The sequence below is a fragment of the Streptosporangium canum genome, assembly GCF_900113865.1.
GTDB classification, from domain to species: domain Bacteria; phylum Actinomycetota; class Actinomycetes; order Streptosporangiales; family Streptosporangiaceae; genus Streptosporangium; species Streptosporangium canum.
On sequence record NZ_FOQY01000025.1, the window covers coordinates 17594 to 31173 of the forward strand.

Consider the following 13580-nt stretch of genomic DNA (forward strand, 5'->3'; position numbering starts at 1 on the left):
CCCCCGGCCCCCGGAGCCGGGAGCCGGAAAAACGAAGGGCCGTATCCGGTCGGATTCTCTCGATGACGCGCATTCCGAATTACCGTGGTCGAGAATGTATCCATGGGCCGCGGACGAGGGCCCGGAGGAGGTGCGGTGATCTGGCTGCGGCGGCTTATCCAGGACCTGAGAATCCGCCAGAACGTCGATGCCCATGTCGTGACCATCGTCGTGTTCGCTTTCGCCGTTGTCTCGATCTTCGGAGATGTGGTTCCCGATCAGTTGAAATGGGCGGCGCTGCTTTCCGGAGTGGGAATTCTGGTCTACCGGCTCACATTGCCGGAAGAGCGACCGGAGGTCTCCGCGAGCATTCTGGGGGACAGGTCGGCGTTCGACTCCGTGCCGCTGTCGTCAGCCCTGGCCAACGCGCGTGACGTGCGGATCTTCGCGCCGTCCGCGGTGAACCTGCTCTCCGCCCACACCTGTGAGACCCTGCGCAGGACCGTGCTCGCCCGTGCGGGCGGATCGGTCCGTGTCGTGATTCTCGACCCGGCGGAGAAGGCCGCGGTGCGGATGGCGTCCAAGCAGCTGGACGATTCCGTTGATTTCCCGATCCAGAGACTTCCCGCCGCACTGGACAGCGCGGTCGAACGGCTGGATCTCATGAGTGAGTGGGAGGTCGAGGGGAGTTTCCGGTATCGGCTCCTGCCGTACAGCCCCGGATTCAGTATCGTGCTCATCGACCCGGAGAGCTCGAAGGGCCGGGCGATCGTCGAAATCCACGGTTTTCACAATCCGTCGACCTCGTCGCGAATGCACCTGGAGCTGAATCGCGCGCAGAACGAGCGCTGGTACTCCTACTGGGTCCGGCAGTTCGACTACATCTGGCGGGAGGCCACGCAGGTGGACATCAGTCCGGCTGCGGAAGCAGACGACGGGCCTGCTCCCGCAGATGCTCGGGAAGGGCGGGGTCGTCCGCTCTGATCGCGCGGGCCGCCAGGTCCGCACCCGCCACGGCGTTGCCGAGGATGACGCGGATGCGGGCGGCCCGGAGCAGCACGGGGCCGTTGCTCCCGGCGTTCGCGATCGCGTCGGCCGCCTCCTGCTCCGCGGCGTCGAAGCGGCCGGCCAGGGCCAGCGCCAGCGCGCGGGCCGCCAGGGTCGCGGGCTGCTGGTGCTGGCGGACGAGGTCGAGATCGCGGAGCGCGGCCACGGGCTGGTCCAGGTCGGCGAGGATCACCCCGCGAAGGGCCAGGGCGTCCAGCAGGGCGTCGCCCCCGACGGCGAGAGCGCCGTTCAGGACGATCAGGGCCGAGCGCGGCTGCCCGACGTGCCACAGCGCCTGTGCGAGGGCGGTCTGCGCGGACATGTCGCTCGGCACTCTCGCCACGGCGGCGCTGAGCGCGCTCACCGCCGTGGAGTAGTCGCCCAGGCTCAGTGACAGGCGGCCCTTCGCGGCGAGGACCCGGCCCACGCCGTCGGCCCGCTGCAGCACGGCGAACATCTCCGCCGCCGCGTCGTAGCGTCTCCACGCGGTCTCCGGATCCCCGGTGCCGACCGAGACGTCACCGAAGATCGCCTCAGCCTCGGCGCGTACGCCCAGGTCGTCGAACTCCGCCCTGCGCACCGCTTCCTCGGTCAGCTCCCGCGCATGGGTCCACTGGGCCCCGGAGAGGGCGGTCCGCGCGGCCTGGAGGAACGTCTCGGGATCGGTGTGCTGGATGGCGGCGATGAGGCGATCGTGCTGCAGTTCGTACCAGCGCGCGCCCGCCCGGTACTCGGCCTTGAGGATGTGGCAGTCCTCCAGGGACCTGACCACGGCGTTGGGCATGCCGGAGGTCTGGTGCAGCCCCTCGTAGGCGGTGCCCCGGGTGCCGTGCTCGGTGATGAAGGTGCGCCTGAGCCAGGATCGGATGCTGCCCTCGGGCACGTCGTGCCGTTCCGCGACCTCCTTCAGCATCCGCTGGCAGAAGCCCGCCAGGAAACGGTCGACGTTGGCGTGCAGCCGTACGTGCTCGGCGGTGATCTCGTGGACGTCCGGCGGCAGCGACTCCCACAGCGCGGAGCAGACCACCTGGAGCTGGACCGGTTCGACACCGCTGACCCTCAGCACGGTCTTCTCGCCCTGCTCGCTGTGGATCGTCACGGTCTGCAGGTCGTCCACGAGCAGCTCGGCCGCGTTCTCGCCGAACCTGCGGTCGGTGCCCTCCAGCGGCCGCCGGGTGGCCTCCAGCGCGGCCTCCCGCCGGAAGGGCAGCAGGTGGAACCAGGAGCGGGACCCCTGGCCCAGCACGCGTTCGAAGGGCACGATGGAGGCGAGGTACTCCTGGCGCATCGACAGCAGCAGGCGCAGCCCCGTGTGCGCCTGGAGGGCGTCGGCCAACTGGGCGACGAACTCCTCCAGGTCGGACTCCCGGTACGGGGCGCCGGTGAACATCTCCTCGGCCTGGTCGATGGAGATGAGCGTCGGGACGGGGTCGTCGTAGCGGTCGACGCGCGCGGGGCGCCGGTCGAGGTAGTCGCGGACCGTCAGGTCGGCGAGTTCGGCGGGCGGCGCGGCGGACCAGGAGGACAGCAGGCTCAGGACGTAGACGCTGCGTACCGGCGAGGTGGTGACGAGGAGAGCCGGATCCGGCGCGATCCGGCCCACCGGCAGGACCTCGACGCGGTCGGAGCCGAGGAACGGCAGCACCCCCGCGTGCAGGAGAGAGGTCTTGCCGACGCCGGAGGCGCCGTAGAGCACGGTCAGCCTGTCGGCCTGCCAGAGGGTGGCGATCTCGCGCGCCTCCCGCTCGCGGCCGAAGAACAGGCCCCTGTCCTGCTGCCGGAAGGCGCGCAGCCCGACGTACGGCTGGCCCGTCTCGTTCTGCACGTGGCCCGTGGAGGTCATGCGTCCGGTCCCAACCGGCGCCGCAGCTCCTCGCAGAACTGGGCCGCGGTGCCCCAGAAGATCGAGATACGCCATCCCGTGTCCAGGTAGCGGACGAGGTACTGTTTCGCCCGCTCCTCGGCCTCGGCGATCGGCGTGTTCACCGGCGGCAGCAGCTGCACGCTCACGTGGCGCCGCAGCTGGACGGCCGGTATGGCGCGGAGCAGACCGTGGAAGAGCACGCGGAACGTCCAGTCCTGCAGGCTGTAGCCGATGAACAGCAGGGAGCGGGTGGTCATCGCGCGCAGGACGGAGATGGGGATCAGCGTCCGGTTGCCGGACGCCTGGGCCGCCGCCACGTTGGCCAGATATTCGAGGTAGTCGTCTTCGATGAGAACCAGGGACGAGGGTTCCGCCCAGCTCCCGTGGAGGTGGTAGACGAGCGGCTCCTCGACCGAGGGCTCCGGCAGCTCCGGCGTCTCCATGGGGTTGCGGTCGGCCCAGGAACATATCGCCCTGTGGGCCGTCTTGCCCGCGCCCCCCAGCGCCTCCACCAGGAAATTGTCGTAGTTCGTGGTGAGGAAGACCCTCAGCTTGAACTTGGCCAGGAGCGCGTGAGGCTCGCCGTCGTGGCTGAAGTCCGGCAGTCCGTGCGACTGGAGGTATTCGCAGATCTGCTCTTTGAGGTAGACCGGGTCGCCTTCCAGCACCGCCGCGTACTGCATCACCCGGGCGAGATCGTGGTCATCAGGAAAAGGATATTTGTAGCTATTTGCCCATTTTCTGCTGAGTTCGGATCCGGTCGGAAGGGTGCCATAACAGGCCCCCGCGCCGAGAAAGGGCGTGCAGTCTCCGCCGCGGAGTTGGTCGATCAGTCGCCGCCAGTCCGCGTCGTCCACGACACCGCCCTGGTTATTGGTGGAAGGTCCCTTTGTGACACCTTGTCTCGCACATCCAGGGCGGTGCCGTCAAGTCTCGCTAGATTGACGATGTGAATCCGGCGACCGGGCCGGTGTCCTCCTCGCTAAGCAACCGGCGCAGTGCGAGCGCGAGGCTGGACTCTCCTACTACGTCGAGGTCACTCAGTCTTATGTCGGTCACATCGATGAGGTCTGTGCCGAAATCTGTAGCTTGCTCACCCACCTGGGCTCCCTGGCTCCTCAAACATCTTGACGCCTACATCCTTCCATGTTATGAAGACACCTTCGACCGTGGGGTAGACGGGGACGTTTGTAGCTATTGGGGAGATTTGCGACTTGCGGCTGCGGGGACGGAAGCTCCTTTTCGCCGCCCGTTGTCACGGAAGTGTTTCAAGTTGAACGATCCGAATAGAAGGTTCTGTCTAACCGGTTTATAAACACTTAGTTAAACCGGGTCTAGGATGAGCGCAGAATCAGGTCAGTGGAGGCGATCGCGTGTCTGTTTCGCACTCTTCCGGAGCGTCGCGGACGCCGGGACGGTCACCGGACGTGTGGGGCAAGGTTCCGCAGCGGAACAAGAACTTCACCGGCAGGGACGACCTGCTCGAACAGCTGCGCAAGGGAGTGACCGCCGAGGTGACCGCGGTCGTCCCGCACGCCCTCCACGGGCTGGGCGGTGTCGGCAAGACCCAGGTCGCCATCGAGTACGCCTACCGCTACAGGTCCGCCTACGACCTCGTCTGGTGGGTCCCCGCCGACCAGCCCATGCTGGTCCGCTCAGCCCTGGCCGGGCTCGCCCCCTATCTCGGCCTGCCGTCGGCGGCGACCACCGGCATCGAGGACGCGGCCACGGCGGTGCTCGACGCCCTGCGCAGGGGCGAGCCGTACGACAAGTGGCTGCTGATCTTCGACAACGCCGACCAGCCCGAAGACCTCAACGAGATCGTGCCGCGGGGGCCGGGACACGTCTTGATCACCTCCCGCAACCACCGCTGGCAGGGCGTCGTCGACACCGTCGCCATCGACGTGTTCGGCCGCGAGGAGAGCATCGAGTTCCTGAGCAAGCGGGTGTCCAAGGCGGTGAGCCGCGAGGAGGCGGACCGCCTGGCCGAGGAGCTCGGAGACCTGCCGCTGGCGCTGGAGCAGGCCGGCGCGCTCCAGGCCGAGACCGGCATGTCCGTCGACGAATACCTGCGGCTGCTCCACGAGCAGACGGCGCTGCTGCTGGCCGAGAGCAAGCCGTCCGACTATCCGGTGTCGATGACCGCCGCCTGGTCCCTGTCGGTGTCGCAGCTCGTCTCCAAGATGCCCGAGGCGGTCGAGCTCCTCCGCTGCTGCGCCTTCTTCGGCCCCGAGCCCATACCGCGGGACGTGTTCGCGCCGCTGCCGGAGCAGGCCGAGGCGGAATCGCGCCTCGGCTCGCTGCTCGGCAACCCCATCCTCGTCAGCCGGGCCATCCGCGAGCTCGGCCGGTACGCCCTGGTCCGTCTCGACTCCGTCAGCCGGACCATCCAGGTCCACCGGCTGGTCCAGGCCCTTCTCCGGGACGAGCTCAGCGCGGACGACAGCACGGGCTTCCGGCACGAGGTCCATCTCCTGCTCGCCGCCGCGGCCCCCGACGAGCCCGACGACAACGCGGCGTGGCCCCGCTACTCCGAGCTGCTCGGCCACGTGACCCCCGCGCGCGTCGCCCAGAGCCGCGAGCCGCAGGTCCGCCGCTTCGTCCTCGACGTGGTCCGCTACCTCTACTCCTCCGGCGACTTCAGGTCGGCGCGCGTGCTGGTCGAGAGCCTTCTCGCCCAGTGGCGGGACGACTCCAGCGACGACGACCAGTACGTCCTGTCCGCCCAGCGGCACCTCGGCATCGTCGTGCGCGAGCTCGGCGAGTACCAGGCCGCCTACGACCTCAACCGGGTGACGCTGGCCCGGATGGTGGAGGTGCTCGGCCCGGAACACGCCGAGACGCTGCTGCTCACCAACAGCTACGGCGCCGACATCCGGGCGCGCGGCGAGTTCTCCGCGGCGCTGGAGCACGACAAGGAGTCGCTGCGCCAGCACGAGACGGTGTTCGGGCCGGACCACCGGCGGACGCTGCGCGCGATGAACAACCTGAGCATCGACTATCTCCTGCTCGGCGACTACGCCGAGACCCGCCGGCTGCTCGAGAGAACCTACATGGTGCAGAGCAGGGTCGGCTCCGGCTCCAGCAAGCAGAACATCCTCGCCTTCCGCAACGGCCTCGCCCGCGTGGTACGGCTGAGCGGAGAATACTTCGAGGCCTGCGACCTGGGCGAGGACGCCCTGGAGTACGGCCTGCAGGAGCTCGGCGCCGACCACCCCTGGACGCTGCGCACCGCCAAGGACCTGTCCATCGCCAAACGCCGGGCCGGCGCGATCGAGGAGGCGCTGGAGCTCGCCGAGAGCACGTTCGAGCGGCAGGAGCGCATCTTCGGCCGGGACCATCCCGACACCCTCGCGGCTGCCCTGTGCCTGGCCAACGCGCTGCGCGCCGGCGGGCGCACCGGGGAGGCGCTCGAACTCCTCAGGGACACCTCCACCCGCTATCCGACGATGTACGGCGAGGACCATCCCTTCAACTACGGGTGCGCCACCAACCTCGCGCTGCTGCTACGGGTCCACGGAGACGCCGAGCAGGCCCGGCAGCTCGACCGGATATCGCTGGAGGGGCTCAACCGCACGCTCGGCGTGGACCACCACTACTCCCTGACGTGCGCGATCAACCTCGCCAGCGACCTCGCGGTTCTCGGCGAGCTCGACGAAGCGCTCGCCATGAGCCAGGACACCCTGGTGAGGCTGCGCGACGTCCTCGGCGTGGACCACCCGCTGACCCTGGCCTGCGCGACCAACCTGGTCCAGGACCTGCGGGCGGAGGGCCGTGACGACGAGGCCGACGTCCTGCGGACCGACACCTTCGAGCGCTATCACCGGGTGCTGGGACAGAACCATCCCGACGTCATCGTGGCGGCCCGCAACGACCGCCTCGACTTCGACTTCGACCCGCCGGCGATCTAGTCGCACCGCCCCGTCCGGTGGTGCACCACACTTCGGCGGTCGTCACGGGACCCCGCCCCCCTCTTCGGTGCGGAACGGCCTGTTGCGTATTGTCGTGGTGTGTCGCCGGTCGGCAGGGTGTCCTCCACCTTTCGAGCCGATACGTTCCGTCTCGTTTGAGTGTTATCCTGGCCGCATGCCCGAAGTGAAGAAGCCGAATCCCGCCCGCCGCAACGAGCGGTCGCGGCATGCGATCCTCGACGCCGCCCGCGAGCTGATCCGCGAAGTGGGGTACGCGAAGGTCTCGATCGAGGCGATCGCCGCCCGCGCGGGAGTGGGAAAGCAGACGATCTACCGATGGTGGCCGTCCAAGGGAGCCGTGGTGTTCGACTCCTTCCTCGCGCTCAGCGGTGACCCCGAGGAGGGGGAGGGGATGGCGTTGCCCGACACGGGCGACATCGAGGCCGATCTCAAGCTCGTCATGCGCGCGACGGTGGCCGAGTTCGCCGACCCGCACTTCGAGGCTCCGATCCGGGCGCTCAACTTGGAGATCATCAGCGATTCCGACCTCGCCGCCCAGTATCGGGAGAAGCTGGCCCGTCCGGTGGAGGACGTCAAGAAAGCCCGGCTGCGCGCCGCGCAGCAGGCGGGCCAGCTCGCCGCGGACGCCGACCTCGACCTGGTGCTCGAAGTGCTCTACGCCCCCCTTTACCAGCGGTGGCTGCACCGATCGGGGCCGCTCACCGCCGAGTACGCCGACGCCCTCGTCGACGTCACGCTCAAGGCCTTCCGCCCCTGACGGAGAATCCGCCACGGCTGCCGGCCACGGCCATCGCGTGATCCTCAGATGTCCTCACGAACTCCGAACGATCACGCGGTGGCCGTCTCCATGGGACCTCGACCAGGCGGATCGCGACGGGTCACCGGGGTGTTAGGCGTTCCGGCGGTTGCGCTCGACCCAGCGGTCGCGGTGGCGCCGGCCCGCCTCGTGGGCCAGGGTCAGGGCCTCGCCGGGGACGGGCTCGGCCACGCACCCGTCCAGCCGCGCGATCATGCCGGCCACGAAGATCTCCCCCGCCGAGGTCAGCCGCCCGCTGCCCGCCAGCGTCCCGCAGACCATGCGTGCCGCCTCGCGCCACTGGGCGAACTCGGCGCTCGCCAGGACGGCGGCCTTGCCCTCCTCGTGCGCGCGCTGGCGCCGCCAGAACTCGGTGACGCCCAGATAGGCGTAGGCCCCCTGGAGCAGCCCGCCCAGCGGGCGGGGGTCGTCGCGCCAGGGCGCGTAGTGCCGGGAGCCGTCGTCGGGCGCGAGCAGCGTGACGGCGTCGAGCAGCGCGGAGAGCTTGGCGTGCTGCAGCTCGTGGGCGAGCGTCACCGCCAGCGAGCATCCGTCCAGCGGTTCCGAGAGCGCCACGCAGCCGAAGGTCTCGCGGGACGACGCGCTCGACTGCCCCCCGTTCTCCGGAGCCATCGGGGCGAAGACGGAGACCACCGTGGCGGTCTCGTCGGCCACCGCCGTGTGGTGCCGGACGAGGAGGTCCCAGGCGGAGTCGAGTGTGGACTGCCAGTACGCCAGCCGCGTCGCGTCGAGCCGGCCGCTCAGGGCCGCCGAGCCCGGCATTCGATAGGGGTCGAGGTCGTCGACCAGGACCCGCAGGCGCCTGCCGCCGGCTTCCGCCGCCAGCGCCCGCAGGGGCCGCCATCCGGGCGTATCGGGGCCGGAGGAGGCGGAGAGCTCGATCCGGAAGCCGTCTCCCGCCACCTCCGCCCCTTCCGGGGAGCAGCGGATCGTCGCGACGGCGGCGCCGCCGGGGACGAGGACCTGCCCCACGGAGGGCAGCGTGATCACGCCGTCGGTCACGGGCACCTCGACCGTGCAGGCCGTACCCGACCGCAGCGCCGCGGCGGCGGCCAGCGCGCCGAGCTGCGCCGGCACGGCGGGGGCGCCGGGTTCGGAGAGCCTCCTGACGGTGTGCCGGGCCCACGCTCCGACCGACGGGTAGCGCAGCACCGCGTCGACGGCCTCCGGCTGCCCGGCCTGGAGGGCGGTGAGGACGTCGTAGCCGCGGCGCGCGTCGCCCGCCTGGGGATGCCCGGTCGCCCGCGCGGTGTCCACGACGCCGCGCACAAGAAGCACGTGCTTGCTGTACTGCGTGGCCGCGAGCAGGCGCGCCGCTGTCACGCCACCCCCGCCCGTGGCCAGATCGGAGAACGTATCCGCCGGAATCCGGTGCTCACGGAGGTTCATCGAGATCCTTTCAGCGTGGACACATCGGCGGCGACGGCTCGCCTGATGTGGGTGATGAGGCGGAGAAGGTCGGGGCTGTAGACCGAGGGGTTGGCGAAGCCGGTCCCGTCGCGGTAGCGATGGGCGTAGAGGCCGCCGCCGCACACCCGGACCACCGGGCACGACCTGCACTGCGGTGCCAGGGCCAGCACGCCGATCTGGCGTGCGGCGATGGACGGGAGCGTCAGCGCCGCGTCGAAGGGGTCACGCGCGACGTGCAGGCCGGTGGCGGCCGCGCCGTCGTAGGCGGACTTGAGGATGTCGGACTGCTCGATCCCTCCGTCGGTCTCGACGACCACCATCCCCGCCGGGGACAGGCCCACCTGCTCGTTGCTGGAGGATCCGCCGAGGAGCAGGTGCATGATCTCGCCGAAGAGCCGGATACGGGTCGGCTGACGAGGAGATCCGTACCACCGGTCGAAGACGGTGATCAGCCAGTCCGCGTACGGCGTGGCGTCCGAGCCCGGCACGAGGCCCGGCGGGGGAGCCGACCAGTTGCCGTGGGGGAGGAGGAAGTCCACGGCCGGCGGCTCGAACCCGACAAGCGCCTCGTAGGTCGCGATCGGGTCGTTGCGCAGGTCGACGGCGCACAGCAGGCCGGCGAACAGGTGCCGGAAGGAGGGCGACGAGAGCCGGCCCAGGGCGGCGGCGACCGCCGCGTAACTGCCCTCGCCGTTGGGACGCCGTCTGTTCCTGTCGTGCATCTGCGCGTCGCCGTCGAGGCTGACACCGATCCGCACATCCAGCTCGTCGAAGAGGCGCAGGTAGGCGGTGTCGAGCAGGGTCGCGTTGGTCTGGAGGCTGACGTCGACGCGGGTGCCGGGGCCGACCGCGGAGCGGATCGAGGAGACCGCCTCCCGGATCGGCTGCCGGCCGGCGAGCAGCGGCTCGCCGCCGTGCAGGATCACCTCGATCGAGGGCAGAGCGTGCGCGCGGACATGCTCGGCGATCCGGCCGGCGACGGCGGACACGATCTCCGGGGGCATCCGGCGGGGGCGGGAGCGCCAGCTCTGGTCCGCCATCTCGTACATGTAGCAGTAGTCGCACGCGAGATCGCAGCGGCTGTGGATCTTGAGGATGAACTGCCGGAACGGGGTCGGGCGCCAGCCGCCGGCCATCAGCTCCGTCACGTCGAGGGTGGAGGGCCATTCGGGCACAGAGAAGCCTCCACGCTGAGACCAGATGTGTAGCCCGCCGTGACGGGAGAGATCAGCATAGCGAAACCCCTCCGGCGCACCGGGTATTTCGCCCACGTCGCGGGCGAGCCCCGGCGGGGACCGGCCCCCCGGGCGGGAGGCCGTACGGGACGGTGTGACCGGGCCTCAGGGCGGAGGCCGGGGGCGGGTGCGCACGGGTCTCGGCTGCGGCGGGACACCCCGGGGGCCGCGGTGAGGCCGTCGCCTCACCGCGGCCCCCGGGGTCCGGTGCGGGTCAGACCCGCGCGGGGACCTCCGTGGCGTCGTGGTCGAGGTGGGCGCGGAGCTGCTCGCCCTCGATGTCGACGTTGGGCAGGACACGGGCGAGCGGGCGGGGCAGCCACCACGCGCTGTCGCCCAGCAGGGACATGACGGCGGGCACGATGGTCATGCGCACCACGAAGGCGTCGATGGCGACCCCGACGGCGAGGGCGAACCCCATGGATTTGATGATCGGGTCGTCGAGGAGCACGAAGCCGCCGAAAACCGAGATCATGATGAGCGCGGCGGCGGTGACGACGCGGGCGCCGTGGCCCGTCCCGGAGATGGTGGCCTGCTGGGCGGTGTCGCCGTGGACGAAGTCCTCGCGCATCCGGGAGACGAGGAAGACCTGGTAGTCCATGGCCAGGCCGAACAGGATGCCGATGAGCAGGATCGGCAGGAAGCTGACCAGCGGTCCGGGCGTGTCCACCCCGAGGAGGCCGGAGAGCCATCCCTGCTGGAAGACGGTGACGGTGATGCCGAAGGTCGCGCCGACGGTGAGCAGGAAACCGAGTGCCGCCTTGACGGGGACGAGCACGGAGCGGAAGACCAGCATCAGCAGCAGGACGGACAGCCCGACGACGAGCAGCAGGTAGACGGGCAGGGCGTCGGAGAGTTTCTCGGAGACGTCGATGCCGATCGCGGTCATGCCGGTCAGGGAGACCTGGGCGCCGTCGATGCCGCGGACCTTGTCCCGGATGTCGTGGACGAGGGTCTCGGTGGCGGCGTCGGTGGGGCCGGTGGCCGGGATGACGGCCAGCAGGACCGTCGTCCCCGAGGCGTTCGGCTGCGGCGGGGTCACCGCGATGACTCCCTTGGTGGCCTGGATCAGCGCGGCGGCCTCCTTGGCGGCCCGCCCGGTGGCCTCGGCGGAGCCGGAGGAGACGACGGCGGCGAGACGACCGTTGAAACCAGGTCCGAAACCCGCGCTGATGAGGTCGTGGGCCTCGCGCGCCGGCGATCCGGCCTGCGCGGTCCCGGCGTCGGGCAGCGCCAGCCGCATCTCCGAGGCGGGCACGGTGAGGCCGGCCAGGCCCAGCACTCCGGCGAGGATGAACAGGACGCGCCAGCGGGTGACGATGTAGGCCCAGCGGAACCCGAAGCCGCCGCGTGCGGCGGGCCCGGTCGGCCGCGCGGTGCGGTGCCTGCGGGGCAGGATCCGGTGACCGGCGAAGCCGAGCAGCGCGGGCTGGAGCGTGATCGCCACGAGGACGGCGACGGCGACGGTGCCGGAGGCGGCCAGGCCCATCACGGTCAGGAACGGAATGTTGACCACGGCCAGGCCCGCGAGCGCGATGACCACGGTGGCGCCGGCGAACACGACGGCCGATCCGGCGGTGCCGACCGCGCGTGCGGCGGCCTCCTCCGGCTCCAGCCCGTCGAGCAGGTTCTGGCGGTGCCGGGAGGTGATGAACAGCGAGTAGTCGATGCCGACGGCGAGGCCGAGCATGAGGGCGAGCACCGGGGCGGTGCTGGTCAGCTCGACGAGGCTGCTGAGGGCGAACAGCCCGGCCATCCCGACGCCGACGCCGATGAGCGCGTTGAGCATGGTCATGCCGGCGGCCACGAGCGATCCGAAGGTGACGATGAGGACGGCGGCCGCGACGGCGACGCCGAGCGCCTCGGTCGATCCGATCTCCGGCTCGCTCGTCATCACCTCACCGCCGTGCTCGACCCGGAGCCCGGCGGCTTCGGCGCCGGCGCCGACCTTCGCGTACGCCGCGCGCTGGTCGTCGGTCACGCGGTCGTTGACGGCGGCGAACTGCACCTGCACCAGGGCGTGACGGCCGTCCGGGGAGACGGCCCCGATCTGGAACGGGTCGACGGCGGCCACCACGCCGGGCAGCCCGGCGGCCTCCTTGGTGAGCGCCCCGATCGCCTGACGGGCCTGCGGCGACGTCAGCTGCTTCCCTTCGGGGGCGGCGACGACGATGGTGCCGGTCGCCCCGCCGGCTTCGGGGAAGTGCTTGGCCAGGGCGTCGAGCGCGCGCTGCGACTCGGTCCCGGGCATGGTGAAGTTGCTGGCCGTCGGGCCGATGAAGGCGAGGGTGGCCACGCCGAGGGCCGCCAGTACGGCGAGCCACAGGGCGAGGACCAGCCGCCGGCGGCGGAACGAGGCTCGGCCGAGCCGGTACAGCAAGGTGGCCATGGAGCATCCTTGTCGGGGTCTGAGGGGTCTGAGGGGTCTGAGGGGTCTGAGGGGTCTGAGGGGTTTAAGAGGGCGGTTCACCGGTGGAGGCGGGCATGGAAGGAGGCCCGCATCGGGGGAGTCCGGGTGAGGAGCGGTGCGGAGCGCCCGGTGGAAGCGGGAGAGCGGTGGGGGAGAGACGGGGGCGGGAAAGGCGCGGTGGGGCGGTGCCCGCTGTCACGCTCCGCGGAGGTCCAGGGTCCGGGCCGCGCTCCGCGTCAGGATGGAGCGCAGCTCGTCGTCGCCGATCATGATGGGTGCCGTGCGGACGCCGATCTCGATGCGTTCCATGCAGATGACGGGGACGGCGCTGAGCACCATCAGCGCGGCGATGCGGGCCGCCGGAGCCGGGGAGCGGGCGGCCAGCGCGTCGAGGAGCCGGTCCGACATCCCGTGGACGCCGGCGAAGGCGGGGCGCTGGAGCAGCGCGGGAATGTCGTCGTACAGGACGGTGACCTCGCGCCGGAAACGCATCACGAGATCCACGTATCCCTCGACGGCCGCGAGCTGGACATCCTCGTCACCGAGGCCGGCCAGCCGGGCGTCGAGCGTCGTGAACGCCTCCACGGCCGGTGCCAGCAGTTCGGCGAGGATCGCGTCCTTGCCGTCGAAGTGGTACAGCAGCGCGGCCTTCGAGCAGCCCACCTCACCGGCGATGTCCTGCAGTGACGTCCCTTTGAAACCGGTCGCGGCGAAGAGACGGGCCGCCGCGTCGAGGATCTCGCCGCGGGTACCCGAGCGTGTGCTGCGTGACATGAAATCACCCCCTTCACCAGCATGCCTGACCGATCGGTCAGAAGCTGACCGATCGGACAGTTCGGAGGTATGACGTGTGCCACATCGGGAGCACGGGAGGCGGGCGCGCACC

General features: G+C 70.5%; 10 protein-coding genes. 3 read left to right on the forward strand and 7 right to left on the reverse strand.

The window, feature by feature from the left end; translation table 11 throughout:
* Positions 1-135: 135 nt before the first annotated feature.
* Positions 136-963 (forward strand): hypothetical protein, encoded by an 828-nt coding sequence (locus BM085_RS29465; RefSeq protein ID WP_093890139.1) that lies wholly within the window; start codon positions 136-138, stop codon positions 961-963.
* Here the strand turns inward: BM085_RS29465 and BM085_RS29470 are convergent.
* The 3 genes from BM085_RS29470 to fxsA all read right to left on the reverse strand — a co-directional run bounded on the left by BM085_RS29470 (position 890) and on the right by fxsA (position 3991).
* Positions 890-2869: an nSTAND1 domain-containing NTPase gene (locus BM085_RS29470; protein ID WP_093890140.1), complete on the reverse strand. Its 1980-nt coding sequence runs from the start codon at positions 2867-2869 to the stop codon at positions 890-892. The two genes, BM085_RS29465 and BM085_RS29470, sit on opposite strands and share 74 nt — an antisense overlap.
* Complete coding sequence (locus tag BM085_RS29475) at positions 2866-3573, reverse strand: SIR2 family NAD-dependent protein deacylase (protein ID WP_093890141.1); 708 nt, start codon at positions 3571-3573, stop codon at positions 2866-2868. Before BM085_RS29475 ends, BM085_RS29470 begins: the two co-directional genes overlap by 4 nt.
* A gap of 253 nt (positions 3574-3826) precedes the next feature.
* The gene (gene fxsA, locus BM085_RS47515) at positions 3827-3991 is read right to left on the reverse strand and encodes an FxSxx-COOH cyclophane-containing RiPP peptide (RefSeq protein WP_177245341.1); all 165 of its coding nucleotides are present in this window, start codon (positions 3989-3991) and stop codon (positions 3827-3829) included.
* 326 nt (positions 3992-4317) lie between these two features.
* On the opposite strand from fxsA, the gene fxsT reads away from it, so the two are divergent.
* Together fxsT and BM085_RS29490 are read left to right on the forward strand one after the other, a co-directional pair.
* A complete protein-coding gene (gene fxsT, locus BM085_RS29485) occupies positions 4318-6801 on the forward strand; it encodes an FxSxx-COOH system tetratricopeptide repeat protein (RefSeq protein WP_245789766.1) in 2484 nt (827 codons plus the stop codon).
* Between the two features lie 175 nt (positions 6802-6976).
* Positions 6977-7579, forward strand: coding sequence for a TetR/AcrR family transcriptional regulator (locus tag BM085_RS29490; protein ID WP_093890144.1), 603 nt, complete (start codon positions 6977-6979; stop codon positions 7577-7579).
* A gap of 132 nt (positions 7580-7711) precedes the next feature.
* Here BM085_RS29490 and BM085_RS29495 read toward each other — a convergent pair whose 3' ends face one another.
* The 4 genes from BM085_RS29495 to BM085_RS29510 all read right to left on the reverse strand — a co-directional run bounded on the left by BM085_RS29495 (position 7712) and on the right by BM085_RS29510 (position 13468).
* The gene (locus BM085_RS29495; protein WP_093890145.1) at positions 7712-9028 is read right to left on the reverse strand and encodes an HEXXH motif domain-containing protein; all 1317 of its coding nucleotides are present in this window, start codon (positions 9026-9028) and stop codon (positions 7712-7714) included.
* The gene (locus tag BM085_RS29500; RefSeq protein ID WP_093890146.1) at positions 9025-10224 is read right to left on the reverse strand and encodes an FxsB family cyclophane-forming radical SAM/SPASM peptide maturase; all 1200 of its coding nucleotides are present in this window, start codon (positions 10222-10224) and stop codon (positions 9025-9027) included. Before BM085_RS29500 ends, BM085_RS29495 begins: the two co-directional genes overlap by 4 nt.
* A gap of 274 nt (positions 10225-10498) precedes the next feature.
* Complete coding sequence (locus BM085_RS29505) at positions 10499-12673, reverse strand: MMPL family transporter (protein ID WP_093890147.1); 2175 nt, start codon at positions 12671-12673, stop codon at positions 10499-10501.
* Between the two features lie 216 nt (positions 12674-12889).
* Positions 12890-13468 carry a TetR/AcrR family transcriptional regulator gene (locus BM085_RS29510; protein ID WP_093890148.1) on the reverse strand — a complete coding sequence of 193 codons (579 nt, stop codon included), beginning with the start codon at positions 13466-13468 and terminating at the stop codon, positions 12890-12892.
* Positions 13469-13580: the final 112 nt, after the last annotated feature.

Coding starts and splice junctions, on each gene's coding strand:
- BM085_RS29505 (WP_093890147.1), bottom strand. CDS start 12,673: ATGGCCACCTTGCTGTACCGGCTCGGCCGAGCCTCGTTCCGCCGCCGG.
- BM085_RS29510 (WP_093890148.1), bottom strand. CDS start 13,468: ATGTCACGCAGCACACGCTCGGGTACCCGCGGCGAGATCCTCGACGCG.
- BM085_RS29470 (WP_093890140.1), bottom strand. CDS start 2,869: ATGACCTCCACGGGCCACGTGCAGAACGAGACGGGCCAGCCGTACGTC.
- BM085_RS29495 (WP_093890145.1), bottom strand. CDS start 9,028: ATGAACCTCCGTGAGCACCGGATTCCGGCGGATACGTTCTCCGATCTG.
- BM085_RS29490 (WP_093890144.1), top strand. CDS start 6,977: ATGCCCGAAGTGAAGAAGCCGAATCCCGCCCGCCGCAACGAGCGGTCG.
- BM085_RS29475 (WP_093890141.1), bottom strand. CDS start 3,573: ATGCAGTACGCGGCGGTGCTGGAAGGCGACCCGGTCTACCTCAAAGAG.